At 61.2% G+C, this 15292-nt stretch carries 12 protein-coding genes; 5 read left to right on the top strand and 7 right to left on the bottom strand.

Features of this window, described 5'->3' with window-relative positions:
* Positions 1-17: 17 nt before the first annotated feature.
* Together ACSBQS_RS17875 and ACSBQS_RS17870 are read right to left on the bottom strand one after the other, a co-directional pair.
* The gene (locus tag ACSBQS_RS17875) at positions 18-2186 is read right to left on the bottom strand and encodes a YgiQ family radical SAM protein (RefSeq protein ID WP_072626973.1); all 2169 of its coding nucleotides are present in this window, start codon (positions 2184-2186) and stop codon (positions 18-20) included.
* Positions 2187-2266: 80 nt separating this feature from the next.
* Complete coding sequence (locus ACSBQS_RS17870) at positions 2267-3001, bottom strand: GntR family transcriptional regulator (protein ID WP_033644622.1); 735 nt, start codon at positions 2999-3001, stop codon at positions 2267-2269.
* A gap of 659 nt (positions 3002-3660) precedes the next feature.
* Here ACSBQS_RS17870 and ACSBQS_RS17865 point away from each other — a divergent pair.
* On the top strand, positions 3661-5058 hold the full coding sequence (locus ACSBQS_RS17865; RefSeq protein WP_060660237.1) for a purine-cytosine permease family protein: 1398 nt from the start codon (positions 3661-3663) through the stop codon (positions 5056-5058).
* Positions 5055-5987 carry a PfkB family carbohydrate kinase gene (locus ACSBQS_RS17860; protein WP_033644619.1) on the top strand — a complete coding sequence of 311 codons (933 nt, stop codon included), beginning with the start codon at positions 5055-5057 and terminating at the stop codon, positions 5985-5987. Before ACSBQS_RS17865 ends, ACSBQS_RS17860 begins: the two co-directional genes overlap by 4 nt.
* Before the next feature lie 34 nt (positions 5988-6021).
* Here ACSBQS_RS17860 and ACSBQS_RS17855 read toward each other — a convergent pair whose 3' ends face one another.
* Positions 6022-7272, bottom strand: a complete 1251-nt coding sequence (locus ACSBQS_RS17855; RefSeq protein ID WP_047026481.1) for a nucleoside permease — start codon at positions 7270-7272, stop codon at positions 6022-6024.
* Between the two features lie 81 nt (positions 7273-7353).
* Complete coding sequence (xapA, locus tag ACSBQS_RS17850) at positions 7354-8175, bottom strand: xanthosine phosphorylase (protein ID WP_033651299.1); 822 nt, start codon at positions 8173-8175, stop codon at positions 7354-7356.
* 136 nt (positions 8176-8311) lie between these two features.
* Here xapA and ACSBQS_RS17845 point away from each other — a divergent pair, with 136 nt between their 5' ends.
* Positions 8312-9223 (top strand): LysR family transcriptional regulator, encoded by a 912-nt coding sequence (locus ACSBQS_RS17845; protein ID WP_072626971.1) that lies wholly within the window; start codon positions 8312-8314, stop codon positions 9221-9223.
* A 17-nt stretch (positions 9224-9240) separates the two neighbouring features.
* Here ACSBQS_RS17845 and ftsP read toward each other — a convergent pair whose 3' ends face one another.
* From ftsP to parC, 3 genes are all read right to left on the bottom strand, one after another.
* Positions 9241-10656, bottom strand: coding sequence for a cell division protein FtsP (ftsP, locus tag ACSBQS_RS17840; RefSeq protein WP_033644615.1), 1416 nt, complete (start codon positions 10654-10656; stop codon positions 9241-9243).
* 132 nt (positions 10657-10788) lie between these two features.
* Positions 10789-11523, bottom strand: a complete 735-nt coding sequence (locus ACSBQS_RS17835; RefSeq protein WP_004937266.1) for a 1-acylglycerol-3-phosphate O-acyltransferase — start codon at positions 11521-11523, stop codon at positions 10789-10791.
* 246 nt (positions 11524-11769) lie between these two features.
* On the bottom strand, positions 11770-14043 hold the full coding sequence (gene parC, locus ACSBQS_RS17830; RefSeq protein ID WP_004937261.1) for a DNA topoisomerase IV subunit A: 2274 nt from the start codon (positions 14041-14043) through the stop codon (positions 11770-11772).
* Between the two features lie 325 nt (positions 14044-14368).
* On the opposite strand from parC, the gene ACSBQS_RS17825 reads away from it, so the two are divergent.
* Both ACSBQS_RS17825 and ACSBQS_RS17820 read left to right on the top strand, forming a co-directional pair.
* Positions 14369-14950, top strand: a complete 582-nt coding sequence (locus ACSBQS_RS17825) for an NAD(P)H-dependent oxidoreductase (protein WP_042785391.1) — start codon at positions 14369-14371, stop codon at positions 14948-14950.
* A 33-nt stretch (positions 14951-14983) separates the two neighbouring features.
* Positions 14984-15292 carry a putative quinol monooxygenase gene (locus ACSBQS_RS17820; protein WP_047026464.1) on the top strand — a complete coding sequence of 103 codons (309 nt, stop codon included), beginning with the start codon at positions 14984-14986 and terminating at the stop codon, positions 15290-15292.

Below are 15292 nucleotides of genomic sequence, written 5' to 3'. Positions count from 1 at the left end.
GCGCGCGGGCCTCGTCGTTACGGCTTGGCCTTGCGAATCGGTTTGCGCGGCGGTCGGTTGGACGGCGTGCGCTGCCGATTGATGTCGGTATGCTTGGTCAACGCCGGTCGGGTGTGGCGCTGCAGCCGTTTCGCTTCGCGCTGCTCGTCGATGCTCGGCGCCGGCACCAGACACTCGCGGCGGCTGCCGATCAGGTGCTTCAGCCCCATCTCTTCCAGCGCGGCGCGGATCAGCGCCCAGTTGGCCGGATCGTGGTAACGCAGCAGCGCCTTGTGCAGGCGACGCTGGCGCTCGCCGCGCGGCACCACCACGTCTTCACTCTTGTACCCCACCTTGCTCAGCGGGTTTTTGCCGCTGTAATACATGGTGGTGGAGTTGGCCATCGGCGAAGGATAGAAGTTCTGCACCTGATCGAGGCGGAAACGGTTCTTCTTCAGCCACAGCGCCAGGTTCACCATGTCTTCATCGCGGGTGCCCGGGTGCGAAGAGATGAAGTACGGGATCAGGTACTGCTCTTTGCCCGCCTGCTTCGAATAGTGATCAAACAGCTGTTTGAAGCGATCGTAGCTGCCCATGCCCGGTTTCATCATTTTCGACAGCGGGCCTTCTTCGGTGTGCTCCGGCGCGATCTTCAGGTAGCCGCCGACGTGGTGGGTCGCCAGTTCCTTGATATAGCGCGGATCTTCCACCGCCAGATCGTAACGTACCCCGGAGGCGATCAGGATCTTCTTGATGCCCTCCAGCGAACGCGCGCGGCGGTAAAGCTTGATGGTCGGCTCGTGGTTGGTATCCATATAAGTGCAGATCTCCGGATACACGCACGAGGCGCGGCGGCAGGTCTGCTCGGCGCGCGGGTTGGTGCAGCGCAGCATGTACATGTTGGCGGTCGGGCCGCCCAGATCGGAGATCACGCCGGTAAAGCCCGGCACTTTGTCGCGGATCTCTTCGATTTCGCGAACGATCGAATCTTCCGAACGGCTCTGGATGATGCGCCCTTCGTGCTCGGTGATCGAACAGAACGAACAGCCGCCGTAGCAACCGCGCATGATGTTCACCGAGAAGCGGATCATGTCGTAGGCAGGAATGCGCTCCTGACCGTAGGACGGGTGCGGCACGCGCTGGTAAGGCAGGGCGAAGACGCTGTCCATCTCCGGCGTGGTCAGCGGGATCGCCGGCGGGTTGATCCACACGTAGCGATCGCCGTGTTTTTGCATCAGCGCGCGGGCGCAGCCGGGGTTGGTTTCATGGTGCAAAATGCGCGAGGTGTGCGCATACAGCACCTTGTCGCCCTTCACTTTCTCGAAGGACGGCAGCAGCACGTAGGTCTTCTCCCACGGCTTCGGCTTGGCGGCGCGCACCGTGACAGGCTTGGCTTCCGGCTCCTTCGGTTTGGCGCCGTCGGCGCACGGCAGATCCTCGCCGTACGGGTTCGGGATAGGTTCGATGCGGCCCGGCTTGTCGAGGCGGGTGGAATCCACGCCGCTCCAACCCGGCAGCGCTTCTTTACGCATCACCGCGGTATTGCGAATATCGTGGATATCGCCGATCTTCTCGCCGGCGGCCAGACGGTGCGCCACTTCCACCAGCGGGCGTTCGCCGTTGCCGTAGATCAGCATGTCGGCTTTGGAGTCCACCAGCACCGAGCGGCGCACGGTATCCGACCAATAGTCGTAGTGGGCGATGCGACGCAGGCTGGCTTCGATACCGCCCAGCACGATCGGCACGTCTTTATAGGCTTCTTTGCAGCGCTGGCTGTAGACCAGGGTGGCGCGATCCGGGCGCTTGCCACCGACGTTGCCGGCGGTGTAGGCGTCGTCGTGGCGCAGTTTGCGATCGGCGGTATAGCGGTTGATCATCGAATCCATGTTGCCGGCGGTGATGCCGAAGAACAGATTCGGTTTCCCCAACCGCATGAAGTCTTCTTTGTTGCTCCAGTCCGGCTGTGCGATGATGCCAACGCGGAAGCCCTGCGCTTCCAGCATGCGGCCGATGATCGCCATCCCGAAGCTCGGGTGATCGACATAGGCGTCGCCGCTGATGATGATCACGTCGCAGCTGTCCCAGCCCAGTTGATCCATCTCTGCTCGCGACATCGGTAAAAACGGCGCGGTGCCATAACATTCCGCCCAATAAGGCTTATAAGAAAACAGTTCACGATCGGGTTGGATCAGGCTGGTGGTGCTCATTCTGCTGCTCTTTTTACAGGTTAATTAATCGCCGGGCGGCGATTATACGCACTAGTGGCAAAAAGAGCATGGTTATTTCGCTAACCATTCACCTCGAATTCATAAACGTCGCTGCGGCACAAGATATCGCTGAACTCCAGCGCCTCGCCCCGGGCGTTGCGGCTGGTTTGGATGATGTGCAACAACGGCGCGCCGCACGGTACGTTGAGCAGCTCGGCGACCTCGCCGCTGCAGGACACCGCCTTCAACAAAAAGTGTTTATCTTCAGGCACGATGCCGCGCGATTGCCATAACGCATACAGCGAATGCTCCAGCTGCGCCGGTTCAGGCAGGAAGCGCAGCGGAATATAGGTGGTTTCCAGCGAGACCGGGCTGCCGTTCAACAAGCGTAAACGCCGCAGTTTGACCACCTCATCCCCTTCCGCGATCCCCAGCGCCGCCGCGGCCTTGGCCGGCGCGCCGACCCGCGCGCGCAGCAGCCATCGGTTGCTGACGCTGCTGCCATGACGCAGCGCCTGAGCGGTAAAACCGCTGTCCTTATCGAGGGAATAGCCGATACGCATCGCCACGCGGGTGCCAACGCCCTGCTGCCGCGAAATCAGCCCCTTCTCCTCCAGCAGTTTCATCGCCTTGCTGACGGTGACGCGCGACAGCGCCAAACCTTCCGCCATGTGCCGCTCCGGCGGCAGAAATGCCTCCGCCGCCAGCACCTGCTGCCTGATCGCGGTTTCTATCGCCGTCGCCAGCTGAATATAGCGCGGCGCCGCCGCCCCCTGCGCCAGATGTTCACGCAGCCAGGCCATAAAATCCGTCATTCACCCGCCCTCTTGTTCCGCCCTATGCCCAAACTTCGCTTTCTCCTATCGCCGATCCGGCGATAAAGCCTCTCACCATAACTAAAATATTGCTAATGTTTTCAGAGGGACATCACAATTTTTATTCAATGGACTTTCATTGGATCTAGATCGCGCGTAATCTGTGCTTATTGATGTTGAAACATCAATGGCACCAACACCAGGGATCCACCTTTAAAACAACTAAAAATCCGCTGCCGACCAGACAGGACGCACCTGATGGTCAGGCAGCGGGCATACGCTGTCCACATCCTGTTCGCTGAAGCGGATGGGCGACCCTTTGGGATGAATTGCCCGCTTTTCGCCGTACCCGATGGGTCACGTTGCCCAAGACGCCACTACAAATGACAAATAATAAGCAACGGTGCTAATGGATAGCTTGCTCACGGCTCATCATCCCCTCGCGCGATCCCCCTTGCGCCGGGTGAAACGGACTGATGCCTGCAAATAAAAACGTTCTCTCTCTTCCAAACTCCGCTGCAGACCCACTCTTTGTCTACACTCATTGGCGCCGTGCGGTCGGCAAGCCTCATCCGAGGCGGCGGCCGCAGCGCCAACAAAATTGCTTTTCAGTTAACTGCGGCGGCCCTCAAGGCCCTGCGCAACAGGGATCAATTGCTATGACCGATATCAATCGCAATGAAGCATGGAAGGTAGAGAGCACCGGTATCGACCGGGTGCCGGATGCGGAACAGACCGGGCGGCCCATCGAGCTGTTTTGGATCTGGTCGGCAGCCAATATCGGCATTCTCGGCGTGGTGTATGGCGCCATCATCGTCGGCTTCGGCTTATCCTTCCTGCAATCGGTGCTCGCCGCCTTGTTCGGCGTCGCCAGCTTCGTGCTGGTTGGCCTCACCAGCTTCGCCGGCAAGCGCGGGCGCACCTCTACGCTGACGCTGTCGCGAGTGATTTTCGGGCTGAAGGGCAACGTGGCGCCTACCCTGTTCAGTTGGATCAATCTGATGGGCTGGGAAGCGGTCAACGTGATCACCGGCACCCTGACGCTGGCGGCGCTGTTCGAGGCCTTCGGGCTGGGGGCCAGCCATCTGCTGACCGCGCTCAGCCTGTTGCTGTTCGCCGGGCTCACTATCGTCGTCAGCCTGCTGGGGCAGAATACCGTAGTCTGGATGCAAAGCTGGTTCAGCCGCATCTTCGGCACCATGACGCTGATCGTGGTGCTCTATATCCTGTTCAACACCGAGTGGAGCCAGGTGCTGGCGCTGCCTTCCGGCAGCTGGCTGACCGGCTTCCTGCCGGCGGTCTCGGTGATCGCCGCCGGTACCGGCATCAGTTGGGCGATCGCCGGCGCCGATTACAGCCGCTATCAAAGCCCGAATTCGTCGAGCAAAAGCATTTTCGCCGCGGTGATGGGCGGCGCCTGTTTGCCGCTGATGCTGCTGATGCTGGCCGGCATTCTGCTTTCCGTGCAGCTGCCCGATCTGGCCAACGCCGCCAATCCCATCGCGCTGATAGGCTCAGTGCTGCCCGCCTGGATGGCGATCCCTTATCTGCTGGCCGCCACCGCCGGCATCGTCACCATCGCGGTGCTCAGCCTGTATTCCGCCAGCCTTAACCTGCTGACCATCGGCGTGCAGGTCAAACAGTGGTTGGCGGTATCGATCGACGCCGTGGTGGTGCTGGGTATCGCCCTGTATGTGCTGTTCATCTCCGGCGATTTTATGGGGCCCTTCATCTCCTTCCTGGTGTTCTGCGGGGTGTTCCTGGCGGCCTGGGAGGCGATTTTCCTGCTCGATTACCTGTGCCTGCGCCGCCACCACGGGTATGATGGCAACGCTTTGTACGGTCTGCATGGCCAGAACCGCGGCGTGCGCAAAGCCCCGCTGTTCTGCTGGTTCCTCGGCGCCCTGTGCGGCCTGCTGGTCACCAAAACCGGTTTTATCGACGGCCCGCTGGCTAAAGGCTTGTTTGCCGACTCCAGCCTGGGGCTGTTTGTGTCGTTTGCGGTTAGTCTGATCGCTTACGGTCTGTACCTGACCCAACGCAGAGAACATCAATGAATGAGTGGGAAGCTGTAACGCCTGTCCTGGTGATAGGGGGCGCGGTCGGCGATCTGGTGATGACGCTGCCGCGCCTGCCGACCAGCGGCGAAGATATCGAAGCCCAGCCGCAGGCGCGGCAAATCGGCGGTTGCGCGTTCAACGTGGCGCGCGCGCTGACGCGCCTTGAAGTGCCGGTGATCAACGGTATGCCGGTCGGCAACGGCGAATGGGGCGCGGCGATCGAAGCCGCCATGGGCGAACTGGGGCTGGAGGTGCTGCTGCGCCACGGCCAGATGGACAATGGCTGGTGCCTGGCGCTGGTGGAGCCGAACGGCGAACGCACCTTCATCACGGTTTCCGGTTGCGAAAGCCAATGGAATAAAGCGCAGTTGGCCACGCTGCCGCTGACGGAACACACCCTGATCTACGCCAGCGGCTACGAGCTGGCGGGCGAAAACGGCGAAGCGCTGCGCGAGTGGCTGACGCGCATGCCGTTCGACCAACCGCGTCTGATCGATCCTGGCCCGCGCATCGCCCAGCTCAGCGAAGATTTCTTCGCCATGCTCAGCGACAGCCACACCCTGCTGACGCTCAACCGCGACGAAGTGGCCGCGCTGTGCGGCGCCGGCGACGCCGTGGATGCCGCGCAGCGCTATGCCGCCGCCCGTAACCTGACGCTGATCTGCCGCCTGGATCGCGACGGCGCCTGGATCTGCGACGGCCGCACGCCGCCGCTGCACGTTCCCGCCTATCCGGTGGACGTCATCGATACCATCGGCGCGGGCGATGCCCACTGCGCCGGTTTGCTGGCGGGGCTGTCCGCCGGCTGGCCGCTGCCGCGGGCGGTCGATCTGGCCAACCGGGTAGCCGCCTGCGTGGTGGCCAGCCTCGGCGCCGCCAATCCGCCGGACCGGCATCAACTGCAACAACGCTTCCCGCAGGCCTGACGTTTCAGGGCGCCGCCATCCAGCGCCCTCAGCCTTACTGCGCCGCCGCCGCACTCTCCTGCGGCGAGTGGCGATAGTTGAAGCTCAACGCGAACACAATCCCCAGCACCAGCGTATACAGCGCAAACACCAGCCAGATGCTCTGCCAGTCTTTCACGCCGTCACGGCTGAAGAAATCCACCACTTCGCCGCTGGCGAGCGCCCCCACATAGGCGCCCAGACCGTTGACCATGGTCATGAACAGCCCCTGCGCGCTGGCGCGGATGCGGTGATCGGCCTCCTTCTCGACGAAAATGGCGCCGGAAATATTAAAGAAGTCGAACGCGCAACCGTAAACGATCATCGACAACAGCAGCAGCACGAAACCAAAACCGACCGGCGTGCCGTAGGCCAGGAACAGGAAACGCAGCGTCCAGGCCGCCATGCTGATCAGCATCACCTGCTTGATGCCGTAACGGCGCAGGAAAAAGGGAATGGTGAGGATAAAGAACACTTCAGAGATCTGCGACAGCGACAGCAGCACCGCCGGATACCGGACGCTGAGGCTGTCCTGATATAGCGGATTGAGCGACAGATCGTGCAGGAACGGGTTGCCGAAGGTGTTGGTTATCTGCAGCGCCGCGCCGAGCAACATGGCGAACAGGAAAAACAGCGCCATGCGCCGCTGGCGAAACAGCACCAGCGCATCCAGCCCCAGCACGCTCACCCAGCGCTTCGACTCGGCCGCGCGGTTGGTCGGGCAGCGCGGCAGCGTCAGCGAATAGGCGGACAGCAGCAGCGACGCCGCAGAAGCCAGATACAGCTGCAGATTACTGAGCTCGATTTGGCTGAAACCGACCAGCCACATTGCCAGAATGAATCCCACGGTGCCGTACACCCGCACCGGCGGAAAGTCCTTTACCGTGTCAAAGCCGTGCTTCTCCAGGCAAAAATAGGAAATGGCGTTGGAGAGCGCGATGGTCGGCATATAGACCATGGCGTTGAACAGCATTACCCAGAACATCAGCATCGGTTGCTCAACCTGCGCCGCACAGTACAGCGCCAGCGCCCCGAGCAGGTGGCAAAGCGCATACAGGTAGTTGGCCCTCACCCAACGATCGGCGATGATGCCCGCCAGGCCCGGCATGATCAGCGCCGCGATCCCCTTGGCGCTGTACACCATTCCCACCTGCATGCCGCTGAAATGCAGCGTGTTGATCATATAGGAGCCCAGCGTCACCAGCCAGGCGCCCCAGATAAAGAACTGCAGGAAAATCATCACCTTCAATCGTGTTTTTATCGCCATCGCCATCACCTTGTTATTATGCTTTCAACGATGATTGGTGCGGCGGGTCCCCTGCAGCCCGCCGCCGGTTTGCTTACGGTGTCACAGCGTTTTGAACAGCTCGCGGATAAGGCGCATGAAATCGTCCGCCGCCAGCGCCGCGCAGCTGAGCGTTTGTTCGTGAGAAAGAGGCGTATCCGACAGCCCTTCGGCGTAGTTGGTCATCGCGGACACCACCAGCACCTTGAGGCCGCAGTGGCGCGCCGTCAGGACTTCCGGCACGATCGACATGCCCACGACGTCGCAGCCGAGGGTCTGCATCATGCGGATCTCCGCCGGCGTTTCGAAGTTCGGCCCGGTGTAAGCGGCGAACACCCCTTCCGCCAGCGGGATGCCCGCGCTTTCGGCCACCGCCGCCAGTTGGGCGCGCAGATCGCGATCGTAGGCGTTCGCCAGGCTGAAGAAGCGCGGCCCGAAGCGCTCGTCGTTGGCGCCGACCAGCGGCGATTCCGGCATGAAATTGATATGATCGGTAATAGCCACCAGGCTGCCCGGCGCTACCGAGCGGCGCAGCGAACCGGCGGCGTTGGTCGCCAACAGGAATTCGCAGCCCAGCAGTTTGAAGGTGCGCACTGCGGTGGTCATCACCTGCATGCCGCGCCCTTCATAGAAGTGGCCGCGCCCTTTCATGCACAAGACCGGCACGCCCTCCAGCTTGCCGGCGACCAGTTGCCCGGCGTGGCCGGCGACGCCGCTCACCGGGAAGCCCGGCAGCGCCGCGTAATCGAGGGTGACGGTTTCGGTCATCACCTCCGCCAGAGCGCCGAGACCGGAGCCGAGAATCAAGGCCGCTTTCGGCTGAAAACCCGGCAGACGTGCGCGGACAACATCGGCGCAGATAAAAGCATCTTCTTGATTAAACATCGTATTCTCTCTTTAAGCGGGGGACAATAAGCCCCATAGTAGAGAGCGAGGCGCGGCCGAGACCAATACATTCTTGGCGGCCGATTTATTCCATTTATCTATAAGTTGAGCTGCGTCACAGGAGGCGATACCCCGGATGAACCCGCCCCATGCCCTGCCCGATCCCGGTCGGATTAACTTCCGCCTGCTGCACTATTTCCGCGTGGTGGCGGAAGAGATGAATTTCACTCAGGCGGCGCGGCGGTTGAATATGTCACAGCCGCCGCTCAGCAAGCACATCAAAGAGCTGGAGAGCCAGCTCGGCGTGGTGCTGTTCAAACGCACCACCCGCTCCATGACGCTGACGCCGGCCGGCCGCACGCTGCTGCGCAACGTCGAGCGGCTGCTGGATCAGGCCGACAGCGCGCTGCATCAGGTGCAACAAATGGGGCGCGGCGAAGGCGGCCACATGGTGGTCGGCATGGTCGGCACCTCGGCCTGGGGCGGCTTGATTGCGGCGCTGCGGCGGTTCAGCGAGCAGAGCGTCGGCGCTACCTGGTCGTTGAATGAGCTGACGCCCAGCCAGCAAATCGCCGCGCTGCAAAAGCGGCATATCGATATCGGGGTATGGCGAGAGGCGCAGCAGCAGACGCTGCCGGGATTGAGCTGCCAACGGCTGGCGCGCGAAAGCATCGCCGTGGTGCTGCCGCTCGATCATCCGCTGGCACAGCAGGAGAATATCCCGCTGGCGGCGCTGCAAAACGACAGCTTCATCGTGCTGCCGCCGCATGAGGCCAGCCTGGGGCTGTACCTGCACAATCTGTGTCTGCTGCAGGGATTTTTGCCGGACGTCGCTTATCAGGTCAATGAACCGCAAACCCTGCTGGCGCTGGTGGCGGAAGGCTGCGGCATTACGCTGCTGCCGGACAGCTACGGCCGCATCCCGTGGCCCGGCGTACGGTTTTGCTCGCTGCAGCAGGCGCCCCCGGCGGATCTGTATGCGGTATACCGTACCGACAGCGTCACGCCGGTAGTACAGGCTTTTTTGGAGACGCTGCGGGCGCCCTAAGCGGCCCGCAGAGCGGGTTACATCGTCGGCTGCACCATCAGCTGGCCGGCGGTGCCGCGATCGGCCATCTCCAGCGTCTGGCTGTAATACAGGAACGGGAAGTGTTCGGAGGTGGATTGGTTGAAATACACCAGCAGCTCGACGTCGCCATCGACCCAGACGGTATCCTTCCAGCCGCGATCTTCCGCCATCGGCTGCGCGCCGTTGACGCGTTTGATCAGGAACTGCACGCCCTGAATATGGAACGACTGCGGCGTATCCGCATGAATGTTCCAGCGTTCCCAGGTGCCTTGCTGCGCCTGTACGTCGATGCGGTTCATGTCCCAAATTGCGCCGTTGATGCCGACGCCGCCGTCGCCCAGGCGGAAATCGCGGGTGCGGCTGGCGCTGCCGTCCAACAGCTGATCCGCCAGCAGGCGCATCGGCAGGTTGTCGGTCACCAGCGGCAGCAGGCCGGTCGGGCGCAGCGTCAGCACCTGGGTGGACACCAGAATGCTCGACGGCTCGAACAGGCCGCGCAGGCGATCCATGATGCCCGCCGCTTCACCGGCGGTGATGGTCACCTCGTCGCCCTTCGACATGTCGATCAGCACTTCCCGGCGCTCGCCCGGCGCCAACGACAGCTGCTGCACCGCAACCGGCGCAGGCAGGAAGCCCTGATCGCTGGCGATCACGTTGAACGGCCGCCCGTCGCTGAGCTGCAGGGTATAACGCCGCGCGTTGGAGGCGTTGAGCAAACGCAAACGCACCCAGCCGCGCGACACGTCGACATACGGGTTTTGCACGCCGTTGACCAACAGCGTATCGCCGACGAAGCCGCCCTGCGACGGCGCATCGTATTGCGGCGTGCCGAAGTTATCGAAGCGTTTGTCCTGAATGATCAGCGGGAAATCGTCGACGCCGTAGTGGTTGGGCAGCGGCAGCGCTTTGCTGACGGCATCCTCCACCAGCCACAATCCGGCCAGCCCGTTATACACATGCGGCGCCATGCGGTTTGGCGTGTTGGCGTGGTACCAGCAGGTAGCCGCCGCCTGACGAATGGGCAGCACCGGCGACCAGTCAACGTTGGGCGACATCATGCGCGGCGCGCCGCCCATCAGCGTGCCCGGCACCTGCAGACCGCTGATGGTCATCGCCACCGGCTCCTGCAGGCGGTTGCTGTAGATCAGTTTGACGTCGTCGCCGCTGTAAACCCGCACCGTCGGCCCCAGGTACATGCCGTTGATGCCCCACACCGCCGCTTTGCGGTTATCCATAAACGCCCAGTGGGCGCGCTGCAAGGTCAGGAACAGCGGCTGACCGCGGCGAGACTCCAGCAGCGGGGGAATGGGTAATGGGGTCTGCGTTCCGCTCGCCTCAGCCCTCAGCGGCACGGCGCCCGCGCACAGCGCCAGGCCCGATGCCTGTAAAAACTGACGTCGACTGAGTGACATATTTTCTCCATGAAAAGCAATAACTAAACCGTGTGCAAAACCCAAACGCCCGCCAATCAAGATTAGCAGGCGCTCAGGCGTTAACGGCGCTGAACGCCAATTAAAAAACTCTTCTTTGAAGCCGGTAGACTCTTATTTTTTGGCGGCGTTGCGCTGGGCGACTTCGGCGTCCAATTCGGCGATTTTCGCCTCCATCAGCTCGCGGCAATGGGCCGCCAGCTCGCGCACGTTTTCTTTGCCGTATTTGCTGGTATCCACCGGCGCCAACATCTCGACGATCACATGGCCGTTATTCCAGCGATTAAGATTTATATTACCGCTGGTGGTAGATACGCAGATAGGCACAATCGGCACGCCGGCGGCGATGGCCGCGTGGAACGCGCCGGTTTTAAACGGCATCAGCCCACGGCCGCGGCTGCGGGTCCCTTCCGGGAACATCCAGATCGAAATGTCTTTCTTCTTGAACTGCTCCGCCACCTGGGCGATGGTGCCGTGCGCCTTGGCGCGATTATCACGATCTATCAGCAGATTACCGGTCAGCCAATACAGCGGGCCGAAAAACGGGATCCACACCAGACTTTTTTTACCGACCGTCACGGTGCGCGGCTGCACGATATTAGAGGCCGTCACCATGTCGTAGTTATTTTGGTGGTTGGCGATATAGATGCAGTTGCCGTTGTTGGCCGCATCGGCCGGCACGCGGGTTTCAACCTTGATGCCGAACAGCGTCGACAGACGGCCGAAAAGATGGCCGAAGGTCGCCACATGGCGAGGATTACGCGGACTGAACAAGCAATAAACCGAACCGAAAATACACACCAGAATACAGAAAAGAGTGGCGAGAACGGCACGCAAAATCAATAACATAACAACCTCATTAGCACACTGCCAACGCAGTTTACTTCGCTGCGCAGATTCCTTTACTCATTATTTGCCGACCAGGCGGAAAGCACGCCTATGTCGCCTGCATTTCTCGCTATTTTCCCGCCAGGCGGCAGTACGCACAATAATTTTATGCGCAGAAATGTTAACTATTTGGAAAATAAACGCCAGCAAAAATAAATAAGGCGGCCACAGCATGCTGCGACCGCCCGTTAACGCGGGTGCCAACGCTTACTCTTCGCTGTCGCCACCCGACGCCCGCACCGGCGCATCCACTTCGACGCGATCGATGCGCTGCAGGCCGCGCGGCAGTTGGGTGCCCTTGCGGCCGCGTTCCGCACGGAACTTCTGCAGATCTTCCGGACGCAGCGTCAGCTTGCGTTTGCCGACGTGCAGCGTGACGGACGCCTGCGGCGGCAGCACGAACAGCCAGGCCAGCTTGTCTTCACCGGCGGCGGCCTGCGCCGCCGGAATGGAGACGATCTTGTTGCCCTTGCCCTTCGACAGCTGCGGCAGATCGGCGACCGGGAACATCAGCATGCGCCCGGCGGCGGTGATCGACAGCAGCATATCGTCTGCGCCGTGGATCTCCATCGGCGGCAGCGCTCTGGCGTTGTCCGGCAGCGTGATCATCACCTTGCCGGCGCGGTTGCGCGCCACCAGATCGTTAAAGGTGCAGACGAAACCGTAACCGGCGTCAGACGCCATCAGCAGCTTCTGATCGTCGGCCGCCATCAGCACCTGCTCGATGGTGGCGCCCGGCGGCGGCGTCAGCTTGCCGGTCAGCGGCTCGCCCTGCCCGCGCGCCGAAGGCAGCGTCATCGGATCGAGCGCATAGCTGCGCCCGGTAGAGTCGATAAACACCACCGGCTGATTGCTCTTGCCGCGCGCCGCGCCGCGGAAGCTGTCGCCAGCCTTGTAGCTCAACCCGGTCGGATCGATGTCATGGCCCTTGGCGCTGCGCACCCAGCCCATTTCCGACAGCACGATGGTCACCGGTTCGGACGGCACGAAGTCGTGCTCGCTCATCGCCTTGGCTTCCGCGCGCTCGGTCAGCGGCGAACGGCGATCGTCGCCGTAGGTCTGCGCATCGGCCTGGATCTCTTTCTTAATCAGCGTATTCAGCTTGCGTTCGGACGCCAGCAGCGCCTGCAGCTGATCGCGCTCTTTCGCCAGTTCGTCCTGCTCGCCGCGGATCTTGACCTCTTCCAGCTTGGCCAGGTGACGCAGTTTCAGCTCGAGGATCGCTTCCGCCTGGGTATCGGAGATGCCGAAACGCTGCATCAGCACCGGCTTCGGCTCATCCTCGCTGCGGATGATGTGGATCACCTCGTCGATGTTGAGGAACGCCACCAGCAAACCTTCGAGGATATGCAGGCGCTTGAGCACCTTCTCGAGGCGGTAGTTCAGGCGGCGACGCACCGTATCGCGACGGTAGGCCAGCCATTCGGTGAGGATCTCCACCAGCCCTTTCACCTGCGGGCGGTTGTCCAGACCGATCATGTTCATGTTGATGCGGTAGCTGCGCTCCAGATCGGTGGTGGCGAACAGGTGATTCATCACCTGCTCCAGATCGATACGGTTGGAACGTGGCACGATCACCAGACGCGTCGGGTTCTCGTGATCGGATTCGTCGCGCAGGTCTTCGACCATCGGCAGCTTCTTGGCGCGCATCTGGCTGGCTATCTGCTCCAACACCTTGGCGCCGGAAACCTGATGCGGCAAGGCGGTGATCACCGCGCTGCCATCCTCTTTCTTCCACACGGCGCGCATGCGCACCGAGCCGCGGCCGCTCTGGTAAATTTTGCGAATTTCATCGCGCGGGGTGATGATCTCGGCTTCGGTCGGGAAGTCCGGCCCCTGCACGAACTCGAGCAGGTCATCGAGCGAAGCGCCCGGCTTGTCGAGCAGCGCCACCGCGGCGGCGGCGACTTCGCGCACGTTGTGCGGCGGAATGTCGGTCGCCATGCCGACCGCGATGCCGGTGGTGCCGTTCAGCAGGATGTTCGGCAGGCGCGCCGGCAGCATCTTCGGCTCTTGCAGCGTGCCGTCAAAGTTCGGGATCCAGTCGACCGTGCCCTGGCCCAGTTCGGCCAGCAAGACCTCGGCGTATTTGGACAGGCGCGATTCGGTATAACGCATCGCCGCGAACGACTTGGGATCGTCCGGCGCCCCCCAGTTCCCCTGGCCGTCCACCAGCGGATAGCGATACGAGAACGGCTGCGCCATCAGCACCATGGCTTCATAACACGCGCTGTCGCCGTGCGGGTGATATTTACCCAGCACGTCGCCCACGGTGCGGGCGGACTTCTTGAATTTGGCGCTGTTGGTCAGCCCCAGTTCAGACATGGCGTAGATGATGCGGCGTTGTACCGGCTTCAAACCGTCGCCAATGTACGGCAACGCCCGATCCATGATGACGTACATGGAATAGTTCAGATAGGCGTTTTCAGTGAATGTGTGCAGCGGTAAACGCTCTACACCGTCATGAGTCAGATCACTCATTACTCAATTATCCTCAGACCGTGGCTTGGCAATCCCTTGGACGACAAAAGGCATCGCTTGTCGATTCTGCCCGCGATAGTAACCCATCTGCAGGGTGGCTGTCACAGTTGGCGCAAGGATCGCCGGCGGCGGCCGGTTGCGCGCTGCGGTTTATGCAAAATTTCGCTGTCTGGTGGCCCGTTTATTGACTGGCAGTCAACACTGTTGTGCGCTGGATCGCATTTTTACTTGCCTGCCTAACGATTACACTCGTCGCCAGCGAGCTGGTTTCCGCCTTTTCGGCGGGAAGCATGCCATATCTTAACTCTGACGGGAGCCGCGAAAGATGAGCAATATCCTGATTATCAACGCTAAAAAACAATTCGGCCATTCTAACGGCGAACTCAACCAAACCCTGAGCGACGTGGCGGAAAGCTTCCTGCGCGATCTGCAGCACGATGTGCAGGTCACCGTGGTCGACGACGGTTATGACATCGAAGCAGAGGTAAAGAAATACCTGTGGGCCGACGCGGTCATCTACCAGATGCCGGGCTGGTGGATGGGCGAACCCTGGATCCTGAAAAAATACATCGATGAAGTGTTCACCGCCGGTCACGGCAGCCTGTATGCCAGCGACGGCCGCTCTCGTTCTGACGAAAGCAAAAAATATGGCTCCGGCGGCCTGATCCAGGGCAAAAAATACCTGCTGAGCCTGACCTGGAACGCCCCGCTGGAGGCCTTCACCGATCCCGATCAGTTCTTCCACGGCGTCGGCGTCGACGGCGTTTACCTGCACTTCCACAAGGCCAACCAGTTCCTGGGAATGGAAGCGCTGCCGACCTTTATCTGCAATGATGTGATAAAACAACCGGATATCGAAGCGGACATCGCACGTTATCGCGAGCATCTGGCGAAAATTTTTGCTTAACTGACGCAGAACATACTCATCAACGAGGTAAGCATGATCACCGTAATCGCAGAAATCAAAGTGAAACCCGGCCGCCGCGCCACCGTACTGCAAGCCATTGAAAAGCTGGTGCCGCTGGTGCTGGCGGAAGAGGGTTGCGGCGAATACACGCCGATGGTCGACAGCAATACCCAGGCACCGTGGCAGAAGCGGTCGCCGGATTCGGTGTTCATGCTGGAGAAATGGGAAAGCATGGCGCATCTGGAAAAACATCTGGCCATTGAGCACATGCTCAAACACCGCGACACCCTCAAAGACAGCGTGCTGGACACCGAGATCTACATCCTGGAAAACGCCCTGTAA

Origin of the sequence: Serratia sp. H402Y (assembly GCF_051172415.1) — a bacterium.
GTDB classification, from domain to species: Bacteria; Pseudomonadota; Gammaproteobacteria; order Enterobacterales; family Enterobacteriaceae; genus Serratia; species Serratia ureilytica.
This window is presented reverse-complemented; position numbering and strand designations above follow the sequence as displayed.

What these genes read in the sequence shown, in the direction of transcription:
- ftsP (WP_033644615.1), bottom strand. Translation starts at nt 10,656, where the DNA reads ATGTCACTCAGTCGACGTCAGTTTTTACAGGCATCGGGCCTGGCGCTG.
- ACSBQS_RS17865 (WP_060660237.1), top strand. Translation starts at nt 3,661, where the DNA reads ATGACCGATATCAATCGCAATGAAGCATGGAAGGTAGAGAGCACCGGT.
- ACSBQS_RS17855 (WP_047026481.1), bottom strand. Translation starts at nt 7,272, where the DNA reads ATGGCGATAAAAACACGATTGAAGGTGATGATTTTCCTGCAGTTCTTT.
- xapA (WP_033651299.1), bottom strand. Translation starts at nt 8,175, where the DNA reads ATGTTTAATCAAGAAGATGCTTTTATCTGCGCCGATGTTGTCCGCGCA.
- ACSBQS_RS17870 (WP_033644622.1), bottom strand. Translation starts at nt 3,001, where the DNA reads ATGACGGATTTTATGGCCTGGCTGCGTGAACATCTGGCGCAGGGGGCG.
- ACSBQS_RS17825 (WP_042785391.1), top strand. Translation starts at nt 14,369, where the DNA reads ATGAGCAATATCCTGATTATCAACGCTAAAAAACAATTCGGCCATTCT.
- ACSBQS_RS17845 (WP_072626971.1), top strand. Translation starts at nt 8,312, where the DNA reads ATGAACCCGCCCCATGCCCTGCCCGATCCCGGTCGGATTAACTTCCGC.
- ACSBQS_RS17860 (WP_033644619.1), top strand. Translation starts at nt 5,055, where the DNA reads ATGAATGAGTGGGAAGCTGTAACGCCTGTCCTGGTGATAGGGGGCGCG.
- ACSBQS_RS17820 (WP_047026464.1), top strand. Translation starts at nt 14,984, where the DNA reads ATGATCACCGTAATCGCAGAAATCAAAGTGAAACCCGGCCGCCGCGCC.
- ACSBQS_RS17875 (WP_072626973.1), bottom strand. Translation starts at nt 2,186, where the DNA reads ATGAGCACCACCAGCCTGATCCAACCCGATCGTGAACTGTTTTCTTAT.
- ACSBQS_RS17835 (WP_004937266.1), bottom strand. Translation starts at nt 11,523, where the DNA reads ATGTTATTGATTTTGCGTGCCGTTCTCGCCACTCTTTTCTGTATTCTG.
- parC (WP_004937261.1), bottom strand. Translation starts at nt 14,043, where the DNA reads ATGAGTGATCTGACTCATGACGGTGTAGAGCGTTTACCGCTGCACACA.